This window comes from Singulisphaera chitinilytica (assembly GCF_049331405.1).
Taxonomy (GTDB): Bacteria; Planctomycetota; Planctomycetia; order Isosphaerales; family Isosphaeraceae; genus PoT.
Genome location: NZ_CP186274.1, coordinates 5,669,612 through 5,691,919 on the forward strand (window position 1 = coordinate 5,669,612; position 22,308 = coordinate 5,691,919).

General features: G+C 65.8%; 12 protein-coding genes and 2 riboswitches. Of the genes, 5 read left to right on the forward strand and 7 right to left on the reverse strand.

Annotated elements, in window-relative coordinates; genetic code table 11:
• Positions 1–126: 126 nt before the first annotated feature.
• The 6 genes from ACOYYX_RS22555 to ACOYYX_RS22580 all read right to left on the reverse strand — a co-directional run bounded on the left by ACOYYX_RS22555 (position 127) and on the right by ACOYYX_RS22580 (position 8,368).
• Complete coding sequence (locus ACOYYX_RS22555) at positions 127–1,125, reverse strand: ribonucleotide-diphosphate reductase subunit beta (RefSeq protein ID WP_422923910.1); 999 nt, start codon at positions 1,123–1,125, stop codon at positions 127–129.
• Between the two features lie 54 nt (positions 1,126–1,179).
• Positions 1,180–3,582 carry a ribonucleoside-diphosphate reductase subunit alpha gene (locus ACOYYX_RS22560; protein ID WP_422923912.1) on the reverse strand — a complete coding sequence of 801 codons (2,403 nt, stop codon included), beginning with the start codon at positions 3,580–3,582 and terminating at the stop codon, positions 1,180–1,182.
• Positions 3,583–4,042: 460 nt separating this feature from the next.
• A riboswitch (cobalamin riboswitch) is annotated at positions 4,043–4,240 on the reverse strand.
• A gap of 36 nt (positions 4,241–4,276) precedes the next feature.
• Positions 4,277–5,197 (reverse strand): acyl-ACP desaturase, encoded by a 921-nt coding sequence (locus ACOYYX_RS22565; RefSeq protein WP_422923914.1) that lies wholly within the window; start codon positions 5,195–5,197, stop codon positions 4,277–4,279.
• Between the two features lie 336 nt (positions 5,198–5,533).
• A riboswitch (cobalamin riboswitch) is annotated at positions 5,534–5,734 on the reverse strand.
• Positions 5,735–6,050: 316 nt separating this feature from the next.
• Entirely contained in the window at positions 6,051–7,121 is a 1,071-nt protein-coding gene (gene dinB, locus ACOYYX_RS22570; protein ID WP_422931655.1) for a DNA polymerase IV, read from the reverse strand.
• A 221-nt stretch (positions 7,122–7,342) separates the two neighbouring features.
• On the reverse strand, positions 7,343–7,744 hold the full coding sequence (locus ACOYYX_RS22575; protein WP_422923915.1) for a VOC family protein: 402 nt from the start codon (positions 7,742–7,744) through the stop codon (positions 7,343–7,345).
• Between the two features lie 54 nt (positions 7,745–7,798).
• Positions 7,799–8,368: a hypothetical protein gene (locus ACOYYX_RS22580; protein WP_422923917.1), complete on the reverse strand. Its 570-nt coding sequence runs from the start codon at positions 8,366–8,368 to the stop codon at positions 7,799–7,801.
• A 221-nt stretch (positions 8,369–8,589) separates the two neighbouring features.
• Here ACOYYX_RS22580 and ACOYYX_RS22585 point away from each other — a divergent pair, with 221 nt between their 5' ends.
• Both ACOYYX_RS22585 and ACOYYX_RS22590 read left to right on the forward strand, forming a co-directional pair.
• Positions 8,590–9,471 carry an aldo/keto reductase family oxidoreductase gene (locus ACOYYX_RS22585; RefSeq protein WP_422923919.1) on the forward strand — a complete coding sequence of 294 codons (882 nt, stop codon included), beginning with the start codon at positions 8,590–8,592 and terminating at the stop codon, positions 9,469–9,471.
• Between the two features lie 18 nt (positions 9,472–9,489).
• Entirely contained in the window at positions 9,490–10,086 is a 597-nt protein-coding gene (locus tag ACOYYX_RS22590; protein ID WP_422923921.1) for a TetR family transcriptional regulator, read from the forward strand.
• 27 nt (positions 10,087–10,113) lie between these two features.
• On the opposite strand, the gene ACOYYX_RS22595 is transcribed toward ACOYYX_RS22590, so the two are convergent.
• The gene (locus ACOYYX_RS22595; protein WP_422923922.1) at positions 10,114–11,010 is read right to left on the reverse strand and encodes an SDR family oxidoreductase; all 897 of its coding nucleotides are present in this window, start codon (positions 11,008–11,010) and stop codon (positions 10,114–10,116) included.
• Between the two features lie 119 nt (positions 11,011–11,129).
• Here ACOYYX_RS22595 and ACOYYX_RS22600 point away from each other — a divergent pair, with 119 nt between their 5' ends.
• The 3 genes from ACOYYX_RS22600 to ACOYYX_RS22610 all read left to right on the forward strand — a co-directional run bounded on the left by ACOYYX_RS22600 (position 11,130) and on the right by ACOYYX_RS22610 (position 22,084).
• Positions 11,130–12,059: an AraC family transcriptional regulator gene (locus ACOYYX_RS22600; protein ID WP_422923923.1), complete on the forward strand. Its 930-nt coding sequence runs from the start codon at positions 11,130–11,132 to the stop codon at positions 12,057–12,059.
• A 1,182-nt stretch (positions 12,060–13,241) separates the two neighbouring features.
• The gene (locus ACOYYX_RS22605; protein ID WP_422923925.1) at positions 13,242–20,963 is read left to right on the forward strand and encodes a DUF4082 domain-containing protein; all 7,722 of its coding nucleotides are present in this window, start codon (positions 13,242–13,244) and stop codon (positions 20,961–20,963) included.
• Positions 20,964–21,256: 293 nt separating this feature from the next.
• Positions 21,257–22,084, forward strand: a complete 828-nt coding sequence (locus ACOYYX_RS22610) for a metallophosphoesterase family protein (protein WP_422923927.1) — start codon at positions 21,257–21,259, stop codon at positions 22,082–22,084.
• The last annotated feature ends 224 nt before the right edge of the window (positions 22,085–22,308 follow it).

The following is a 22,308-nucleotide window of genomic DNA, read 5'->3' on the forward strand; positions in this document are numbered from 1 at the left end:
CGAAATCGAAATATTAACCTCGATCGACACGCCGGTCACTTCTCCGAGAAAGAAAGCCCATGCTGGCCGGAATTACCGGTCGGCATGGGCCTCGTCTTGCTCGAAATGAATGAGCATCGACTCCGATCAGAATTCTTCCCCGAAGACGACGTCGCCAGTGACGCCGACCTGGTAGGCCGAGACGCGGCGTTCGAAGAAGTTCGCGAGCTCCTGGACGTCCTGGAGCTCCATGAACGCGAACGGGTTGCGGGAGCCGAAGACGGGCGCGATGTCGAGGGACTCGAGCCGGCGGTCGGCCACGTACTCGAGGTACTTCCGCAGATCCTGGGGGCTCATGCCCACCACGCCGAGCGAGAGCACGTCCTGGGCGAAAGCTGTCTCGCAGTCGACGGCCTCGCGGATCATGGCGATCACGTCATTCTCGAGTTGCTCGTCGAAAAGCTCGGGCTCCTCGCGGCGGGCGGTCGAGATCACGTTGAAGGCGAAGGCGATGTGGGCGCTCTCGTCGCGGAAGACCCAGTTGGTCCCCGTCGCCAGTCCGTGGAGCAGCCCCTTCGACCTCAGGAAATACACATAGGCGAATGCCCCGAAGAAGAAGAGCCCCTCGATGCAGGCGGCGAAGCAGATCAGGTTCAGGAGGAACTGCCTGCGGTGCGCGGCGGTCTCCAAGCGGTCGAGCTTCTCGATCGAATCCATCCAGCGGAAGCAGAAGTCCGCCTTGGTCTTGATCGAGGGGATGTTGTTGATGGCCGCGAAGGCCTGCTCGCGCTCGGCCATGTCCGGCAGGTAGTTGTCGAGCAGCGTGAGGTAGAACTGGACGTGCACCGCCTCTTCGTAGAGTTGGCGCGAGAGGTACATCCTCGCCTCGGGCGAGTTGATGTGCTGGTAGAGGTTCAGCACGAGATTATTGCCGACGATCGAGTCGCCCGTGGCGAAAAAGGCCACGAGTCGCTGGATCAGGTGACGCTCGGCGGGCGTCACGCGGCGGTCGAGGTCGGTGAGGTCCGTGGAGAAGTCGACCTCCTCCACGGTCCACGTATTCTTGATCGCCGACTTGTACATCTCGAAGAAGACTGGGTAACGCATCGGCCGGAGCGTCAGGTCCATCCCTGGGTCGAGAAGCATCGCGAGAGTCCTTTCGGGTTCAAAGAGACGGGATCCATTTGAGAGCGGCGAGACTTACTGGCAAGACTCGCAGGTCTCGGGGTTCTCGAGCGAGCAGGCGATATTCTTCGCGGCCTCGACGACCTTGCCTGTGGTCGTCTTGGCGATCCCGGTCGCCGGGCGCGAGCGCAGGTAGTAGGTCGTCTTGAGGCCCTTCTTCCAGGCGTACATGTACATAGACGAGAGCTTGCCGATGCTCGGGCTCTCGATGAAGAGGTTGAGCGATTGGCTCTGGTCGATGAATGGGGCCCGCTCGGCGGCCATGTCGATCAGCGAACGCATCGGGATCTCCCAGACGGTCCGGAAGAGCTGCTTCAGTTCGGCGGGGATCTCGGAGATCCCCTGGATCGAGCCTTCGGCGATCTTGATCCGGTTGCGGATCTCCTCGGTCCAGAGCCCGATGCGCTTCAGCTCGCGGACGAGGTAGCGGTTCACCTGCATGAACTCGCCCGAGAGGGTCTCGCGCTTGAAGAGGTTCGAGATCTGCGGCTCGATGCACTCATAGGCCCCCACGATCGAGGCGATGGTCGCGGTGGGGGCAATCGCCACGACGAGCGAGTTCCTCAGGCCGAACTGCTTGATCCGCTCGCGGAGTCCCTCCCAGCGCGCCGGATCCTTCGGGGTGATCCCCCAGAGGTCGAACTGGAGTTGCCCCTCGGCGGCGCGGGTGTCGGCGAAGGCAGGGTGCGGGCCGTGGACGCTCGCCAGGTCGCACGAGATGCTCAACGCCTGATAATAGATTTCTTCCTGGATGCGGAGGGAGAGTTCCTTCGCCTCGACGCTGTCGAATGGAAGCCGGAGTTGGAAGAAGACGTCCTGGAGGCCCATGAGGCCCAGGCCCACGGGGCGCCAACGCTGGTTCGACGCGGCCGACTCGGGCGTGGGGTAGAAGTTGATATCGACCACGGCGTCGAGGTAGCGGACGGCAGTGCGGGCCGTCTCCCCCAGCGCCTCGAAGTCGAAGCCCTCCTCGGTGACGTGCCGTCCGAGGTGGATCGAGCCGAGGTTGCAGACGGCCGTCTCGCCCGGGGAGGTCACCTCGACGATCTCGGTGCAGAGGTTCGACGAGTGCAGGACGTTCTGCGGGCGGAGGGTCTGGTTCGACTTGCGGTTGCAGGCGTCCTTGAAGTTCATCCAGCCGTTGCCGGTCTCGGCCAGCGTCTTCATCATGCGAGCGTAGAGGTCTCGCGCCGCGACCTGCTTGACCGCGAGGCCATCGGCCTCGGCCTGGGTATAGGCGACGTTGAATTCCTCGCCGTGGAGGTCGGTGAGGTGCGGCGTGACCTTGGGGTCGAAGAGGGACCATCGCTCGCCCGCCTCGACGCGACGCATGAACAGATCGGGGATCCAGTTTGCGAGATTGAGATTATACGTACGGCGGGCCTCGTCGCCGGTGTTGTCCTTCAGCTCGAGGAACTCCTCGACGTCCGCGTGCCAGGTCTCGAGGTAGACGGCGCAGGCCCCCTTCCTCCTGCCACCTTGATTGACCGCGGCGACGGACGAGTCGAGCGTCTTGAGCCATGGCACGATGCCGTTGCTGTGGCCGTTCGTGCCCTTGATGTGCGAGCCACGCGAGCGGATCCGGTGGTAGGCGAGGCCGATCCCGCCCGCATACTTCGAGAGCCGGGCGACGTCGGCGTAGCGGCCGTAGATCCCCTCGAGGTCATCGGCCGGGGAATCGAGCAGGTAGCAGGACGACATCTGCGGCCGGAGCGTGCCCGAGTTGAAGAGCGTCGGTGACGAGGGCATGTAGCGGTGCGCCGCCAACAGCCGGTAGAGCTCAAGCGCATCTCCAACGGTCGTGGAGAGTCCGCAGGCGACCCGCAGGAAGAAGTATGCAGGGGTCTCGATCACGTTGCGCGTGGTCGGGTGACGGAGCAGGTAGCGGTCGTAGACGGTGCGGAGCCCGAAGAACTCGAAACGCTCGTAGGAGCCGTCGGCGGCCGAGTTCAACTTCCTCGCCGAAGCGGCGACGAGCTGCGCCGTGTCGTCGGCGACCAGGCCGAGCCGCTGGCCCAGGGCGATGGACTGCGAGAATGAATAGATGTCCTGATTCATCACCTCCTTGTCGATGAAGCAGCCGAGGAGCCTGGCGGCGAGCTGGGAGTATTCGGGCTCCTCGGCAATCAAGGACGCGGCGGTCTGGATCGAGAGCTGGTCGAGCTCCTGGGTCGTGGCCCCGTCGAAGAGGCCGCCGATCGTCTTCACGGCAATCCGCATGATATCCACATGCGAGAGGCCGCCGGCGGAGCGCTGCACGGCTCGGACGATCTTGTTGACATCGACCGGCTCGAGGCTCCCGTTGCGCTTGCGGACCCGCATGCTGGTTTCCGTGGTGTTGGGGGTTCGTCCCGGCTCTTTCTTGCGCTCGTGGGTCCCGTTCTCCAGGGGAGATGCAATCGACAAGTCAATAGCCATAAAAATCACCCCACGTAATGATGATGTTTAAATTGAAGGATGTGATGACTGATGCCGGAGGGCTCGATCGCCGTCCGTCCCGGCAAGGAGGACATGCCTCACGACGATCGACCGGAACCGATGGCTGCCCTGGCCGGTTCCGCAAGGCGCGGAGAGGTGGCATGGCCTCGGATCCGACGGAAACGATCACCGCGGAGGCAGACCGAGCTCAACCTCGAAGGCGGTCGACTCTCTCGGAGGACGGGCGGGATTGATCAGGGGACGTGGCGGGGCGACGGCGAGACGATGCAGGCCGCCGGAAGGGATGGTGCGACCGGCAGAGTCGTTGCAATCCGATAATCGAAGCACGGCAATGAACCTTCCTGCCGGTCCGGGCAGTGTATGCCGGTCCCGGTCGTGCAGGAGGCCTCCGCACACGCGGATCTTGCCATGCCTGCGCTGTGCCCGGGTCCGGAGCACGAATGGCGCCACTCGACGGGCAGGTCTTCTGGCTTACGGCTGGAACGAGGTCGGGCGGCCTTCCCGCGGATGGTCCCGCAGTGGCAATTCAAGCCCGAGCCTCTCGCCGATTACAGCAGCGGCCCTGCGCCGGATTCTCACCGGCTTCCCTTTTCATCCGCCCGCATGAACGAGCGGAACCCGTCGATCTTGTGAACCATACCTTGGAAAACCGGGGCCCGCGAGAAACTCCTCGTCAAGATTTGGCGGCCAGTCCGTATAACCAGGAAAATTGTTCAGGAGCAACCTCGGGCATTCGTTCGGCGATCTCGGCGGCGAGGCTCTCGTAGCGTTCCGGCTGTCGGCAGACGTAGTCCTGCGCCTTCGCCGCCTTGCCCGAGAAGGATCGCCCTTCAAGCCCCCAGGCTGCGTTCAGATGGCCGATGATCGAGGCGTAGTCGAAGGTCGTATAAACGCCCGTGCGTTGCGTTATGGCCGCGTAGTGGTCGAAGAGATTGTGGTCGCGGCCGTCCGACATCCGGCTGCCGGGCATGGAGATGAGGCGTTTCAGCATCGTGCGGTAGGTCAGGATCATCTCGTCCGGGTCGCGTTCGAACAACTCGGCGATGACCTTGGTGTAGAAGACCTCGTGGCGGGTCTCGTCGGCGGCGATCTTCCGGCAGATCCGCGCCAGGTTCTCTTCCCCGTGCTCCTGCGCGAGCTTGCCGAGCTTCCCATGCGTCATGCGGGTCGCGCGTTCCTGGAAGGCGGCGTAGAGCAATCCCCCGTAATTGTTGCCATCGCAGCCGGTGGTGAATCCATTCTTGATGAGGTGATGCACCGTCGTCTCGACCGCCCTCATGTCCACCCGCCCGGTCAGGCGGAGGTAGGCATTCAGCAGGTCGCCGTGGCGATTCTCCTCGGCCGTCCAGCCCCTGAGCCATTTCGCCCAGGGGGTCTCCGTCTCGAACGGGTCGTTGACGATGTGCTCGAGGGTGATGGCGTAATTCGGGAGCGCCTCCTCGGTTACCATGTTGCCGACGAGCACGACGAGCAGCTCCTCGGGGAGCCGCGTGGCCGACTCGCGAAAGGCGCGGAGTTGCTCGATCCAGTCCTCGCCGGCGAGGTCGGGGAGATAATCGGTTGGCTGCCAAGCCTGCTCAACTGGCGTGAGCAACGACAATTGACTTGCGACAAATTCTTGCAAATCTTCAATTATTTTCATGATAGATGCTCGAGCAACCCACCCTGCGGGCCATCAGGGGGGGGGTGGCGTTCGAAATCGGCGGGGCTGGTTTGGTTATGTGAATATCGACCTGCCGATTGGGGCGATCGGGAGTCGCCCTGGCCGCGAGGGTGCGGGGTCGGGAGGTCGATCTGATAGGCATCGAGGGGCTTGCATGGGAAGGTTGACCTTCCTGCGGTCCGGGCAAAGTTGATGGACCTGAGACGCAGGAGGTTTCCGCTCGCGCGGTGGTGAACCGACCTGCCGCATGCCCGGGTCCGGGGCATCATGGGCGTCACTCGACGGGCAGGTCTTCTGGCTCTCGGCTCTTCTCGGCACCCGGACCGCCTTCCCGCCCGAGGGCAGTGGCTTCTGGTCCGGGGGCCTCGCCGATCACAGCGGCGGCCCCGCGACGGATTCGCACCGTCTTCCCTATTCTCCCCCGCATCCCCGTTGAGGATCGGGAGCACCTGTCGAGTGTCCGTTATTACACCTCTTCGCACGTTGCAGCGTCAAGACACCTTGGCCATCGGGGCTCGCCCCCCTGCCCTCAGGACCGCCCTCAACCACAAGGTCGAGCAGCAGGCCGCAAGCAATCTTCTGCTCATTTCAACATGTCTACTGGGGCGAGCGGTTACGTTATCCCTTCTAGCCAACCCTTGCATCTTCTGGACCAAGGGGCATCGAGCCGACAAACAAACGACTTTTCGAAGGGGCAAAGCATGCCCTGAAACGAAGGGGAATGGCTCGCCGAGTTTATGAACGATGTGAGCGCGATTCGAGATGCAGAAGCCGCCCGGCCGCGTCAGAACTTCGGGCCGTTCAGCTCGATCGAAAGCGGCAATCGGAGTTGCCGGGCGATCTGCGGCTCCGAATCGGAGTCGAGCGAGGACAGCGTCACGCCGAGCAGCCGGATGCCCTTGCTGACGGGGAAGAGCGGTTCGAGCAGCACGGCCACGACCTCCTCGAGCATGGCCTGCGACTCGACCGGGGCCTCGAGGGTCCGGCTGCGGGTGATCTGCTGGAAGTCGGCGAACTTCGCCTTGAGCGTCGCCGTGCGCCCTCGGATCGCCGAGTTCTCGCAGTAGGACCAGACCTTCCCGATCAGCGGCTCGAGCGAGGCGAGGGCCTCCTCCGCCGAGAAGAGGTCGACGTTGAACGTCGTCTCCGCGCCGATCGACTTGCGCACGCGATCGGCGCAGACGGGGCGTTCGTCGATCCCGCGCGCCAGCGAGTAGTAATAAGGGCCCACCTTGCCGAAGTGCTCCTGGAGGAACAACAGCGTCTGGCCCTTCAGATCCGCGCCGTACAGAATCCCGAGGCTCTCCATCTTCGCCCGCGTGACCGGCCCGATCCCGTGGAACTTCCCCACCGGCAGGGCCTCGACGAATGCGGGCCCCTTCTTCGGCGTGATGACGAAGAGGCCGTCGGGCTTGCGCTCGTCCGAGGCCATCTTCGCGAGGAACTTGTTGTAGGAGACCCCCGCCGACGCCGTCAGGCCGGTCTCGGCGCGGATCTTCGCCCGGATCTCCTCGGCGATCTGGGTCGCCGAGGGGATCGCCTTCCGATTCTCGGTGACGTCGAGGTAGGCCTCGTCGAGCGAGAGCGGCTCGATGAGCGACGTGTACTCGGCGAAGATCGCGCGGATCTGTTGCGAGACGGCCTTGTAGACGTCGAACCTCGGCTTCACGAAGATCAGGTCGGGGCACTTCCGCTTCGCGGTGACCGATGGCATGGCCGACCGGACGCCGAACCGACGTGCCTCATAGCTCGCGGCCGCAACGACCCCCCGCTCGCGCGAGCCCCCGACGGCGACGGGCTTGCCGCGAAGTTCAGGATCATCGCGCTGCTCGACGGACGCATAGAACGCGTCCATGTCGATATGAATGACCTTTCGCTGCCGTTCGGGCCCGCTCACGTTCGCGCCCTCGACCTCCGGGAAGCTCCGACAAGCAATCTACCACACGGATGTCCACGAGTGTACAAAATTACGCCAAATCCTGCACTCGCCCGAGGTTGAATGGGAAGGGGGCCGGACGCGGAAGCCGCCCCCCTTCCCTCCTGACAGACTCAAGCGAACGATCCCGTCGCGCCGGTTTATTGGACCGCGGAGGGGTCCATCCACATGACTTCCCAGATGTGGCCGTCGGGGTCGGTGAAGCCGTGGCCGTACATCATCCCGTAGTCCTTGGCTTCCATGTGGGGCGCACCGCCGGCGGCCACGGCCTTGGAGACGATCTCGTCCACCCTGGCGCGGCTTTCACACGAGAGGCAGATGAGGACCTCGGTGCTCTTGGTCGCGTCGCAGATCTCGCGAGGGGTGAAATCCTTGAACCTGGCGTGGGTCAAGAGCATGGCGTAGATGTGCTCGCTGATGACCATACACGCGGCGTTCTCGTCGGTGAATTGCGGGTTGAACAAGTAGCCGAGGTGGCTGAAGAAGGCCTTCGACTTCTCGAGATCCTTCACCGGCAGATTGAAGAAAACCATCTGGGCCATGTGTGATCGATCCTCCTTGTCGTGTTGGGGGTCGAGGTCGAGATCCGTTCGACCTTACTTGACCAGCGGCTTCAGGCTCAGGGTGACCGTCATCGCGCCGCCGATGGGGCTCGGGGACTTGATGGATCGGACCTGGCTCTCGCCGAAGTGGAAGGTCACCGTGCCGCTCCTCTGGAAGCCTCGATAGGCTCCCGTGCCCGAGGTTGCAGTGACGTTGGTGACGAACGTGCCGTTCGGGACCTGATTGAAGCCTCCGGCGCCGGACAATTCGAGCTTCACGGTCCCCTTGCCGTTGCTCAGGGTGAGCGTGCCGCCCACGTCGTTCATGCCGGCGACCCGGAACCCGCCGAGATCGAGCGAGCCCGAGAGTTTCGCCCGGCCGAGGCCGTTGACCCTTCCATTGCCGTTGAGCTGGACGTGCAACGGGGCATCGGCCGCGCGGTTGTCCTCGGCGGCGAAGTAGTTGCCCTTGACCGAGTTGGTGATCGCCGTAGCGGGGGTCGACCCGCTCCGATCGGCGAGGATCGAGACCTCGGCCGTCGAGGGGGCGGGGGCTCCCATGTAGCTGAGCAGGAGCTTCGATTCCAGTTCCGCGGCCTGAGGCTGGAAGGCCTTGCGTTTCATTTTAGGGCCCCTGGGGGGGAGAGATTGGACTTGGTGCCCGGATCGTGCGCGAAGATGACAAATTTGAACAGGCCGACCGCACCATCCTTATAGTCGCGTGGATTCTCCCGAGCCGGCCACCGACTCCAGCCACCGACACAAGAATACGAGTTTCAAATTTTGACTTCTGTCACCACCCTCCATAAACTTCCCCCGGTTCACCCAGGGAAAGGAGCCAAATCATGTCAGACGTTTCGCTCGGCGGCCGATACGTGTTCCCCGGCACCTCGCTGACGGTCCACCGGATGGGCTACGGCGCGATGCAGCTCTCCGGCCCCGGCATCTATGGGCCGCCCAAGGATCCGAATGAGGCCGTCGCCGTGCTCCGCGAGGCCGTCGCGTCGGGCGTCGACCACATCGACACCAGCGACTTCTACGGCCCGCACGTCACGAACCAGATCATCAAGCAGGCCTTGCACCCGTATCCCGAGAACCTGGTGATCGTCACCAAGCTCGGCGGTAAGCGCCCACCCGACAAGTCATGGCAGCCCGCCGTCTCGCGAGACGAGTTGATCCAGGGGGTCCACGACAACCTGAAGAACCTCGGCCTCGAGGCGCTCGACGTCGTGAACTATCGCCACATGGGCTCGGGCCACGGCCCCGAGGAAGGCTCCATCGCCGAGAAGGTGTCGGTGCTGGCCGAACTGAAACAGCAAGGCCTGATCCGCCACATCGGCCTGAGCAACGTCACGTCGACCCAGGTAGCCGAGGCCCAGGCGATTACCGAGGTCGCCTGCGTCCAGAACCTCTACAACCTGGCCCACCGCCACGACGACGACCTGATCGAGGAACTGGACAGGCAGGGCATCCCCTATGTACCGTTCTTTCCTCTCGGCGGGTTCACCCCGCTGCAGTCGTCCACGCTGTCGGAGGTCGCGAGCCGCCTCGGGTCCACGCCGATGCAGGTCGCGCTGGCCTGGCTGCTGCACCGGTCCCCGAATATCCTCTTGATACCGGGGACGTCGTCCCGGGGCCACCTCCGGGAGAACCTGGCCGCCGCCAGTTTGACCCTGGATCCGGAGACGCTGGCGGAACTGGACGGGATTGCCGCCGCGAAGCCTTGATGCGCTCGAGAGGTTCCCATGCCCCCCGCCGACGCCCCGCTCACCCGTGATCGCATCCTGGCCGCGGCCGAAGACGTCATCAGGCGCTTCGGCCCGGCCAAGGCGACCGTCGTGGACGTGGCGAGGGCCCTGGGCGTGAGCCACACGGCCGTCTACAAGCACGTCGCGAGCAAGGCCGAGCTGCGCGACCTCGTCGTCGGCCGCTGGGTCGAGGCGACCATGGAGCCGCTCCGGGAGATCGTCGCCAGGCCCGGCCCGGCTCCCGAGAGGTTGCGGCAGTTCGTCGATGCGCTCATCGCCGTCAAGCGCCGGAGGGCCACCAACGACTCCGAGCTCTTCACCGCCTACAGGTCGCTGGCGGCCGACGCCAAGTCGATCGTCGCGGCCCACATCGACGAGTTGATCCACCTGCTCGCGACGATCGTCGACGCGGGTGTGCAGGACGGCTCGTTCCGCAAGGTCGACCCCGTCGCCGCCGGCCGAGCGGTCCTGGTGGCCACGTCCCGGTTCCACCACCCGGCGCACGCCTCGGAGTGGGCGGATCCGAGCCTCGACGAGGCCTACGACGACGTCTGGCAACTGCTGATGGAGGGACTCGGCGCCGCCAGGAGCTAGGGGGGAGTCGCTCCCGTCAACGACTTGTCAGACGGCCGACCAGTTCATGTGGTCGAGGTCCTCGATCATCCCGGCCTTCTGGACCGGGTGCCATCCCAGGCGTTCTTGCGTCAGGGCGCTGGAGGCCGGCATATCGAGCCCGGCGAAGAAGGCCATCCAGCCGAAGTGGGCGGCGGCCTCCTCGGGCGAGAGGGAGACGACCGGGATCTTGAGGCCTCGGCCGATGGCCTCGGCGATGGCTTTGGCCGTCACGCCCTCCTCGGCGACGGCGTTGTACCTCGCCCGATTCGGCCCCTTCTCGAGGGCCAGGCGGTAGACGGGGGCGACGTCGAGGACGTGGGCCGCGGGCCAACGGTTCTGACCGTCGCCGACGTAGGCAGAGACCCCCTTCTCGCGGGAGATGGCGATCGTCGGCGTGACGAGGCCTTGCTTCTCCGTGTTGTGCACCTGCGGGAGTCGCACCACCGTCACGCGAACACCGCGGCCGGCGACGGCTTCCGCCGCGATCTCCGAGCCCGCGCGGGGGTTCGGGTGGTGGGGGTCGAAGTGATCCTCGGTCGAGGGCTCGCCGGGCACTTTCGTCCCCATGCCGGTGCCGGACGTGACGACGAAGGGGCGGTCGGAGCCGGCGAGAGCGTCGCCGATGGCCGTGATGGCCTTGCGGTCGGCCTCGCAGACCTCCTGGAACCGCGAGAAGTCGTGGATGAATCCGAGGTGGATCACCCCATCCGAGGCCGCCGCCCCGCTCTTCAGGCTGTCGAGATCCTCGAGGTCGCCCCGATGAACCTCGGCGCCGGCGGCGGAGAGGGCTGATGCCCCCTTGTCCGAGCGGGAAAGGCCCAGGACCGAGTGGCCCGCCTTGAGGAGGTCGCGAACGACCTCGGTTCCGATGAAACCCGTCGCACCCGTGACGAAAACACGCATCAGGAAGTCCCCCCTCCTAGATTTGACTTTCGAGCCAACGATCACCACGGTAGGCTTTCACCCAGAGACGTTCTATGCTCCAGGGTCCAAATAATCTTCGCGATCGTCCAGGAGGCCTCATGGACCCGCTCTCGGGCGTGCTCTCGCTGCTGAAGCCTCAAAACACGATGTGCGGCGGCTTCGACGTCGGCGGCGACTGGTCGCTCCAGTTCGCCGAACACGACGGGATCAAGTGCTATGCGATCGTCTCCGGCCAGTGCTGGCTCGTCGTGGAGGGCGTGGCCGAGGCGGTGCACCTCAAGGCCGGAGATGCCTTCCTCCTGCCGCTGGGTCGTCCGTTCCGCCTGACGAGCGACCTCGCCCTGCCGCCGGTCGACTTCCGGTCGATTTACAAGCGGCCCTTGCAAGGGGCCATCTCCGTCTGGAACGGGGGAGGAGACGTCTCGGGCGTCGGGGGTTACTTCGACTTCGAGAAGAGCCACGCCAGCATCCTGCTCGGGATGCTCCCGCCGATCGTCCACATCAAGAATGAGGCGGACCGGCTGGCGCTCCGCTGGTCGATCGAGCGGATGATGGCGGAGCTGCGCGAGCCCCAGGCCGGCAGCTACCTCGTCCTCCAGCACCTCTCCCACCTGATGCTGGTCCAGGCGCTCCGCGCCCACCTCGCGGAGGGCCTGAACGGGGGGGTCGGCTGGCTCTTCGCCCTGGCGGACGAGCAGATCGGCCCTGCGATCAACGCCATGCACGGCGAGCCAGCCCACCCCTGGACGATCCAGGAGTTGGCGGAAAGCGTGGGGATGTCGCGGTCGGGCTTCGCCGCGAGGTTCAAGGAAACCGTGGGCTCGAGCCCCATCGACTACCTGACGCGCTGGCGAATGCTCCTCGCCGGGGACAGGCTGAGGAACTCGGGCGATTCCGTCTCCGTCATCTCGCTCTCGCTCGGGTACGAATCGGAGAGCGCCTTCAGCACGGCCTTCAAGCGAGTCATGGGTTGCTCGCCTCGGCAATACACCCGTACGCGCGATCTTGTGGCCGCCTCGCACGACTGACTCCTACGAAACGCTCCAGGGCCGGAGACCATGGCCCTGGGGGATCTTCCCGAACGAGAAGGGGGCGGCCATGGCCCCCTGCCCCCACATCGGCCGAGCCTCGTCCCTCCCCCAACCACCCCTGACGCTGCATCCGCCTCGAGTGCGGCCCTGTCGAGTCCCACACCTCGCCGTCGGCCAGGCCCTTCGACATCACAAACGCGAGCACAAACCGGCAGGCTTCGGCGAGGAGTGGGTCTGCCGAGCCGGCCATGATCCAGGTCGTCGCGCCGGCAGGTGGATGCCTCGTCGCGGCCTCGCCGTTTTCACGCACAACACCATATATAATTTTAACTCAATTCTTCCAGAATTCCCAACGAGCCAGCCCTGCAACCCACGGCTTTCTATGAACAGAAAGCTGCAACCCACGGCCTTATATACGACAATAATCGCCTATCAACCCTAGAGCACTCCATCAAAACTGCAACCCACCGCTTATCCCATGCCTCTTATATCATTGCTATACAATTAGGCCATAAGCATTGTAACCCAAGGGTTCCTCGTGAGGAGAGCCTGCAACCCACGATACTCTACGGCCCGGGGGACGCCCTCACGTCGGCGCGAGCTCCAAGTCGGACTGCAACCCACGGCCTATCCCAAGCGGCCGCGACGCTTCGTCTTTGATTTTTAGATCACGCCGCGAGTCGAGGAATGCAACCTCCTGGCACTTTGATGCGAAGGTGCAACATCGAGGAGCCAATAGCAAGTCTATTGCGGACTATTCTCCACCATTCCGGAACAAAACAAGTCATCCGCTCCGCAATTTCGAATTATAAGGTCTCGCACGATATTTACTGTAGCGATCTGATGATCCAACGTTTAAGATGCCGCAGATATAGATACGACTCTGGCAGCGCAACGACCGGCTTGCGGCGAAACCTCCCTCGCCGAGCAACGCCCGGGACGGGCGGCCCGATGATGGGTCGAACACAACCGACGGCTCGATGGCCCCCCGAGGCCGCCGGTTCGCTATTGCATTCACGAGTAGCGATTTCCATCTATTTGCATCACAAGATGAGGCATAAGATGAAGCGCCGGCAATCTCGTCGCGGCATTTCGACGTCCCCTGCCCGTGGCCGACAAGCTGGCCCCCACCAACGCCGACCTAGCCTCGAGTCTCTCGAGGATCGCACGCTGCTCTCGGTGAACCCGATCGTCGCGGAGAACCAGTTGCCCGGCACGCCCGAGAGCGTGTGGCAGGTCCCGGGCGTGGGCGACACGAGCATCCAGGGGTTCACGACCGACATCAGCGTCGACCAGGGCCAGGCCATCGACTTCAGCATCAACGACCCGTCGGGGGCCTCGTACCACATCGACATCTTCCGGATGGGCTATTACCAGGGGGACGGCGCCCGGCTCGTCACGACGATCCCGTCATCGGACACGCTCAGGCAGGACCAGCCCGCCCCCATGACCGACTACGCGACGGGCCTCGTCGACGCGGGCAACTGGGCGGTCTCGGCGTCCTGGGCCGTCCCTTCGGACGCCACCTCGGGCATCTATTTCGCGAACGTCAGGCGCGACGATACCGGCGGTGCGAGCCAGATTTTCTTCGTCGTGCGCGACGATGCCAGCACCTCGGACATCATGTTCCAGACGTCGGACAGCACCTGGCAGGCCTACAACACCTGGGACGGCACGGACAGCTACCAGGGGAGCAGCCTCTACAGCTACGACGGCACCAACCCCGACCTCCAGAACCGCGGCCACGCCCTCGCGGTTAGCTACAACCGCCCGCTGATCCTGAACGCGATCTCCGGCGGCCTCGGCGACTACAACTCGCCGCTCCACGCGGAATACCCGATGGTCCGCTGGATGGAAGCCAACGGCTACGACGTCACCTATACGACGGACGTCGACACCGCCCGATACGGCAACCTCATCCTGAACCACAAGGTCTTCCTGTCGGTCGGACACGACGAATACTGGTCGGCGGAGCAGCGCGACAACATCGAGGCCGCCCTCGACGCGGGGGTCAATCTCGGATTCTTCAGCGGCAACGAGGGCTACTGGAAGACCCGCTGGGCGCCGAGCCTCGCCTCTCCCTCCGGCGACGCCTACCGCACGGTCATCAGCTACAAGGAGTCGCAGGTCGGCGTCGCGATCGACCCGATGGACCAGGCCCCCACCTATATCTCGACCGGGACCTGGCGCGACCAGCGCTTCGGATCCCCCTCCGACGGGGGCCGGCCCGAGAACGCGCTGACCGGCCAGGCCTACATGAACGACCGGACCAACGTCGACCTCGGGATCAGCATGAACGTCCCGGCCTCCGACGGCGACCTGCGCTTCTGGCGGAACACGAGCGTCGCCGACCTCGCCCCGGGGCAGGTGGCCACGCTGGGCCAGTACGTGGTCGGCTACGAGACCGACGAGCCCCTGGACAACGGCTTCCAGCCCGCGGGGCTCATGACCATGTCCTCCACGACGTTCAGCACCACGAGCCACGTCATCGTGCCGTGGGGGACATCGGTCGGCCCGGGGACCTCGACGCACCAGATCTCGCTCTACCGCGCCGCGAGCGGGGCTCTGGTCTTCGGCGCGGGCACGGTCCAGTGGTCATGGGGGCTCGACGGCAACCACAACAACACCCCCACCACGCCCGACCTGGCGATGCAGCAGGCGACGGTGAACCTCTTCGCCGACATGTACGCTCAGCCCTCCACCTTGCAGCCGGGGCTCGTGCCGGCCACCGCGTCGACCGACACGACCCCTCCCGTCTCGACCATCACCACTCCGAGCGCCGGGGCGAGCTTCCCCGTCGGCTCGACGATCACGATCTCCGGCACCGCGGTCGACTCGGGGGGGGGCGTCGTGGCGGGCGTGGAGATCTCCACCGACGGCGGCGCGACCTGGCATCCGGCCGTCGGCCGTGAGGACTGGAGCTACACCTGGACGGTCGATCGCGCCGGGCCGGTCGTGTTCAAGACCCGGGCCGTCGACGACAGCGGCAATCTCGAGACCCCCTCGGCGGGCATCACCGCCACCGCCTACTATCTGCCGACGAGCACGAGCGGGCTGGTCGCGGCCTACGACTTCGACGAGGGGAGCGGGACGACCGTCACCGACCTCTCGGGGAACGGGAACCAGGGGACGGCCTCGAACACGACCTGGGCGCCGGGCCTCTTCGGCCAGGCCCTCTCGTTCAACGGGTCGAATAGCTGGGTCACGGTCGCCGACTCGAGCTCGCTCGACCTGACCGCCGGCATGACGCTCGAGGCCTGGGTCAAGCCCGCGTCGAATCCCTCGGGCAGCACGACGATCCTGGCCAAGGAGAGGTCGGGCGGCCTGGTCTACTCGCTGTCGGGCGCCAGCGGGTCCAACCTGCCCCCGCAGGCCTACACCGGCACTTCCGCCGGCGACCAGAACGCCTCGGGCAGTTCGAGCCTCCCCCTGAACACCTGGAGTTTCCTGACGGCGAGCTACGACGGGACCAACCTGCAGATCTACGTCAACGGCGTCCTCGTGAACACGCTGGCCGGCAGCGGCCCCATCACCACCTCCACGGGGGCCCTCCGCATCGGCGGGGATTCGCAGTGGGGCGACTACTTCAGCGGCCTCATCGACCAGGTCCGCATCTACGACCGGGCGCTGAGCCCCGCCGAGATCCAGGGCGACATGAGCACGCCCATCAACGGGCCGCTCGACTCGACGCCCCCGACCGGCTCGATCACGGGCCCCGCGCCCGGGGCGACCGTCAGCGGCACGACCACCATCAGCGCGGGCGTCTCCGACAACGTGATGGTCGCCGGCGTCCAGTTCCTCCTCAATGGGGCGACGCTGGGCGAGGAGATCACGAGCGCCCCCTACACCCTGGCCTGGGACACCCGGACGCAGTTCAACGGGGCGTACACCCTCTCCGCCGTGGTCCGGGACTCCGCCGGCAACCTGACCACGCTCAATGGCCCGAGCGTCACCATCTCCAACCCGGCGAGCACCACCACGCCCCCGGGGCTCGTCCTCACGAATCCGACCGCGGGGCTGGCGCACGGCACGATCGTCGCCTCGGCCTTCTCCACGGACCCGACGCGGATCGCCGGCGTCCAGTTCCAGCTCAACGGGACGAACATCGGGCCGGTGGTCACGTCGGCCCCCTACCGGATCACCTGGGATTCCTCGGTCGTTGCCGATGGCACATATGTCCTTACGAGCGTCGCGCACGACTTCTCCGGCGACGTCATCAGCTCGAACGCCGTCACCATCAAGGTCGACAACACGCCCCCGACCGCGAGCGGCCTGACGCCGGCGGACTCGTCCGCCGCGGTCCCGACCTCGATCTCGCAGCTCACGGCCATCCTCAGCGAACCCGTCCAGGCGGGGACCATCAAGTTCACCCTGCAGGACTCCGGGGGATACCTCCTGAGCGGAGAGGTGGCCTACGACCCGTCGACGGGCAAGGTCACATTCTCGCCCGACGCGAGGCTGGAACCCTCGACGACGTACACCGCGACCCTCTCCGGTGCGCTCGACCTGGCCGGGAACCCGATGATCCCCGCCTCGTGGACATTCACGACGACGTCCACGGTCGTGAACGCGACCTTGTGGAGCCCCGCGACGACGCCGACACTCACCTCGGTCAACGATTTCTCGGCCAACGAGCTGGGCGTCAGGTTCGAGTCCGACGTCGCCGGCTACATCACTGGGATCCGCTTCTACAAAGGCTCGGCGAGCCTCGGCACGCACGTCGGCCACCTCTGGAATGCCGCCGGGCAATTGCTGGGCACGGTGACGTTCACCAATGAGTCCGCCTCGGGCTGGCAGCAGGCCGACTTCGCCGAGCCGATCGCGATCGACGCGGGCGCGACCTACACCGTCTCGTACTACGCCCCGCAAGGGGGCTACGTCGCCACCGGCGGCTATTTCGCCGGCTCGGGGACCGACTCCGGCGCGCTCCATGCGTTCTCCAACGCGACCCCCGGGGGCAACGGCGTGTACTACGGCGCCGGGACCGGGTTCCCGAATGCCAGCTACAACGCGACCAACTACTGGGTCGACGTCGTCTTCAGCAACGCGCTCGTCCCCACGGCGAGCATCACGCAGCCCTCGGCCAACGCCACGGATGTCCCCTCGATCGGCACCACGATCTCGGCGACATTCAGCAAGCCGGTGCAGCCGGGCTCGATCGTCTTCACGCTGCAGGACGCCTCGGGCAACGTCGTCCCATCATCCTTCAGCTATGAGCCGACGACGGGCGTCGTGACCCTCACCCCCATCTCCCCGCTCGATGTCCTGTCGACCTACACCGCCACCCTCAGCGGAGCCCAGGACGCCGGCGGCCTGGCGATGGCGGCCCCCTTGCAGTGGACGTTCACCACCGCCGCACGCGACGTCACGCCTCCGACCGTGATCTCGAAGTCGCCGACCCCCGGCGCCACCCTCGTTGCCAACGCGGCCCCGGCCCTCAGCGTCATCGCGGTCTTCAGCGAGCCGGTCCAGTCGAGCACGATCGCGTTCACGCTGACCGACCCGGCCGGCAACACCATCGCCACGACCGTCACCTACGACACGGCCAGCCACACCGTCGCGCTGATCCCCAACCAGGCGCTCGATTTCTCGAAGACTTACACGGCCAACCTGAGCGGAGCCCAGGACCTGTCCGGCAACTTGATGGCCCCGATTTCCTGGTCGTTCACGACGAATCAGGTCATCGACGAGACGCTCTTCGGCACGTCGGCGACTCCGGCCGTCGCCTCGGCCAATGACTCGGGCGCCGTGGAGGTCGGCGTCAAGTTCCAGTCGGACGTCGGCGGCTACGTCACGGGCGTCCGGTTCTACAAGGGCCCCCTCAACATCGGGACGCATGTCGCCCACATCTGGGCCGCGAATGACACGCTCCAGTTCGGCCCCTGCCCGGGCTGCAATTGCGGGGCCGTCTGCTTCCTGAAGTTCTCCGCCGGCGCGCTCATCGCCAGCGCGACCTTCACCAGCGAATCGGCCTCGGGCTGGCAGGAGGTCACGTTCGCTCAGCCGGTCCTCATCATGCCCAACACGACCTACGTGGTCTCGTACACGGCCCCGAGCGGCGGGTATGCCTACACCGGCGGGTATTTCGCCAACTCGGGGGTCGATTCCGGGGTGCTGCACGCCTCGGCGAGCGGCCTCGTCGGCGGCAACGGCGTCTTCGGTGCACCGGGCGCCTTCCCGAGCAACTCCTACAACTCGGCGAATTACTGGGTCGATCCCGTCTTCAGCAACAGCCTGGGCGACCACACGGCCCCGACCATCGTCGCCACGACACCGCACGCGAGCGACAACAACGTCAGCCCGGCGTCGAGCGTGACCGTGACGTTCAGCGAGACCGTCGACCCCGGATCGGTGGCATACTCCCTGGTCGACGCCTCGGGTCAGGCGGTGCCCGTGACGGCCTCGTGGATTCCGACGCCAGGCGACTCCAGACCGGGGATCGGCAACACCCTGATCCTGACGCCGCAATCGCAGCTCTCGCCCTCGACGACCTACACCGTCACGATCAGCTCGGCCTTGGACCTCGTCGGCAACGCCCTGGCGGCGCCGATGATCTGGTCCTTCACCACGGCCGTGGGATCCACCTTGGCGAGCAGCACGCTCTTCCCCAACTCCGCCACCCCGGCCGTCGCCTCCGCGAACGACACCGCCTCGCTCGTCCTCGGCGTGCGATTCACCTCCGACGCATCCGGCTACGTCACTGGCCTCCGCTTCTACAAGGGCCCGGGCAACACCGGCACCCACGTCGGCTACCTCTGGGACGCCTCCGGGAACCTCCTCGCGACCGCCACTTTCGCCGACGACGGCTCCGACGGCTGGCAGCAGGTCTCCTTCCCGACACCCGTCCCCATCGCCCCGGGCGCCACCTACGTTGCGGGATACTACGCACCCAACGGCGGATACGCCTACACCAGCGGGTACTTCAACTCCTCGGGCGCCGACTCCGGACCGCTCCACGCCCCCGCCGGCAACAACGGCGTCTTCTCCTACGGCGCCGGCGGATTCCCCGAACAGAGCTACAACGGCACCAACTACTGGGTCGACGTCGTCTTCGGGCAGCCCGTCGTCCAGGCGGCCACCAACACCTCTCTCGCCGCCTCGACCTCTTCGGGCTCGGGAGGGACCCTGACCCTGACGGCGACCGTGGCAGTGTCCGGCGGCGGCACGCCCGCGGGCTCGGTGACCTTCCTCGACGGGAGCACGTCGCTGGGCACGGTGACGCTCGACGGCTCGGGCGTCGCCACCCTGGTCACCTCGACCCTGCCGGCGGGAGCCCACCAGATCACAGCCGTCTTCGGCGGCTCGGCGATGTTCACGGGCAGCACATCGAACGCGATAAGCTATTACAAGGTCGGCGTCACCCCCGGGCCTGGCGAGTCCAACGTGGGCCTGTCGTCGAGCGTGACGGCGACGTTCGGCGGGTCGGTGGATCCGGGCTCGGTGACATACTCGCTGGCGGATTCGTCGGGGCATGCCGTACCGGTCAACGTCTCGTGGACGACGGCGAGCGACGGCAGCATCACGCTGACCCTGATGCCGCAGTTGGGCCTGTCTCCATCCACGACCTACACGGCCTCGATCGGCGCCGCGCTCGACACGGCCGGCAACGCCCTGACGGCGCCGGTGACCTGGTCGTTCACCACGGCCCTCGGATCCACCTTCACGAGCAGCACGCTCTTCCCCAACTCCGCCACCCCGGCCGTCGCCTCCGCGAACGACACCGCCTCGCTCGTCCTCGGCGTGCGATTCACCTCCGACGCCCCGGGCTACGTCACCGGGGTGAGATTCTACAAGGGCCCGGGCAACACCGGCACCCACGTCGGCTACCTCTGGGACGCCTCCGGGAACCTCCTCGCGACCGCCACTTTCGCCGACGACGGCTCCGACGGCTGGCAGCAGGTCTCCTTCCCGACACCCGTCCCCATCGCCCCGGGCGCCACCTACGTTGCGGGATACTACGCACCCAACGGCGGATACGCCTACACCAGCGGGTACTTCAACTCCTCGGGCGCCGACTCCGGACCGCTCCACGCCCCCGCCGGCAACAACGGCGTCTTCTCCTACGGCGCCGGCGGATTCCCCGAACAGAGCTACAACGGCACCAACTACTGGGTCGACGTCGTCTTCGGGCAGCCCGTCATCCAGGCGGCCACCTCTACCACGCTCTCGGCTTCCACGGCCCCGGCCGGCATCGTGACGCTGACGGCGACCGTGGCGGCGGGGGCGGGCACACCGGCGGGCTCCGTCACCTTCCTCGACGGCGGAGCGCCGCTGGGCACCGTCGCGATCGACGGCTCCGGCACCGCCACCCTCGTCACCTCCGCGCTCTCGATCGGCTCCCACCAGATCACGGCCGCCTTCGCCGGCGACTCGACGTTCACGGGCAGCACGTCGGACGTCCTCAGCCTGGTCGTGAACAAGCTCGCGACCAACGTCACTGTGAACTCCTCGGCATCGTCGTCGACCATCGGCCAGACGGTCACGTTCACGGCGGCTGTCGCGGCCTCCGCCGCGTCGGGAATCCCTACCGGCACGGTCACCTTCTTCGACGGCTCGACCCCCCTCGCCACCGTCACGCTAGGCTCCGACGGCCTCGCCGCATTCACCACGGCGGTGCTCGGGATCGGCTCGCACGACATCGGCGCCGTTTACAATGGCGACTCGACCTTCGAGGCCAGCACGGCCACCCCGATAACCCAGGTCGTCAATGGGACCGGTGGATCCGATGGAGGAGGTTCCTCCTCGTCGATGTCCATGATGGCGTTCGATACCGCCCTGGACACGGTGGGCAGCGACGGGGCCAGCCATCTCTTCGAGATCCTCATCCCCGAGGACCTCTCCGCGGCGATGACTCCGGGCGATTCGGATCCGAAGAAGGCCAAGCTCGTCGGCTCGGCCTGACGAGGTGGCCGACGACCCCTCGGATCTGGGATCTCAGATCCGAGGGGCACGAGCAGCGCGACAAGATCGGGGTCACTTCGACCGTCGGGATCCAGTATCCTGATGAACGAGGCGACCCCGTTCGCTGCGCATTCCACCCCGAGGGTCGAGCGTGATCGCCTGCAAGATCGACGGTCGGGTCGGGAGGCGGATCGAGGCGATAGGGGTCGCCCGCGTCGATTCTCGCGCCCGGGTCATGGATAGGCCGCCGCCCGAGGCGCTGTCGTGAGTGATCCTATGCGAGCCTCTAATCCATGCAGCTCTGGGCCCTGAGCGACCTCCACCTCGGATATGAGATCAACCGCGACGCGCTCCCGACCCTCCCTTTTCTGCCGGACGACTGGCTCATCGTCGCCGGCGACGTCGGCGAGACCGAGGCCGAACTCCGGTTCGCCTGGGAGACCCTCGGGCCTCGCTTCGCGAAACTCTTCTGGGTCCCCGGGAACCACGAGCTCTGGACGACCCCCAGGCAGCCGGAGCTCGCCGGAGTCGGGCGTTACCAGCGGTTCGTGGAGGTCTGTCGGGAATACGGCGTCGTCACCCCCGAAGATCCCTACGTCGAGTGGCCCGGCGGCGGGGCTCCGACCATCATCGCCCCCCTCTTCCTGCTCTACGACTACACTTTCTCGCCGGATGGGTTCGACCCCGAGGCCGCCAAACGCTGGGCCCGCGAGGAAGGGATCGAGTGCGCCGACGAGAGATACCTGAAGCCGACCCCCTACTCCACGATCCAGGACTGGTGCGACGCGCGCCTGGCAACGACCGAGGCTCGCCTGATGGGCCTGCCCTCGGATCGGCGGACGGTGATCGTCAACCATTACCCGCTTCGCTACGACCTCGTCCGACTCTTCCGCATCCCGCGATTCAGCCCCTGGTGCGGCACGAGGCGGACCGAGGATTGGCACCGCCGATTCCGGGCCGACGTCGTCGTCAGCGGGCACCTGCACATCCGCGGCACGGACTGGCGGGACGGCACTCGCTTCGAGGAAGTGTCGCTCGGCTACCCCAAGCACTGGAACCAGGCCAAGGGGATCGGCCACTACCTGCGCCGCATCCTACCACTCACTGAAATGAACACCTGAGTTCTCGACCAGGCCCCTTGAAACAAGCCACTCCGCTCATCTCTCTTCGGGCCGACAACCCAGGCATCGGCCTATCTCGCGACTGAGTTCGGTTCATGCGGGATCCGTACCGGCGGCAAAAACTCGCCGTGAAGCCAGGCTCCCGTCGCGGGGCGCATTGAGATTCGACTCCGCTAACAGCATTAATGGGATCACTACCATGCAGAAATAATCCAACAAACATA

Bases quoted from the DNA above. Each gene is read 5' to 3' on its own strand.
- ACOYYX_RS22590 (WP_422923921.1), top strand. From the start codon at position 9,490: ATGCCCCCCGCCGACGCCCCGCTCACCCGTGATCGCATCCTGGCCGCG.
- ACOYYX_RS22575 (WP_422923915.1), bottom strand. From the start codon at position 7,744: ATGGCCCAGATGGTTTTCTTCAATCTGCCGGTGAAGGATCTCGAGAAG.
- ACOYYX_RS22555 (WP_422923910.1), bottom strand. From the start codon at position 1,125: ATGCTTCTCGACCCAGGGATGGACCTGACGCTCCGGCCGATGCGTTAC.
- ACOYYX_RS22585 (WP_422923919.1), top strand. From the start codon at position 8,590: ATGTCAGACGTTTCGCTCGGCGGCCGATACGTGTTCCCCGGCACCTCG.
- ACOYYX_RS22595 (WP_422923922.1), bottom strand. From the start codon at position 11,010: ATGCGTGTTTTCGTCACGGGTGCGACGGGTTTCATCGGAACCGAGGTC.
- dinB (WP_422931655.1), bottom strand. From the start codon at position 7,121: ATGGACGCGTTCTATGCGTCCGTCGAGCAGCGCGATGATCCTGAACTT.
- ACOYYX_RS22560 (WP_422923912.1), bottom strand. From the start codon at position 3,582: ATGGCTATTGACTTGTCGATTGCATCTCCCCTGGAGAACGGGACCCAC.
- ACOYYX_RS22610 (WP_422923927.1), top strand. From the start codon at position 21,257: ATGCAGCTCTGGGCCCTGAGCGACCTCCACCTCGGATATGAGATCAAC.
- ACOYYX_RS22580 (WP_422923917.1), bottom strand. From the start codon at position 8,368: ATGAAACGCAAGGCCTTCCAGCCTCAGGCCGCGGAACTGGAATCGAAG.
- ACOYYX_RS22600 (WP_422923923.1), top strand. From the start codon at position 11,130: ATGGACCCGCTCTCGGGCGTGCTCTCGCTGCTGAAGCCTCAAAACACG.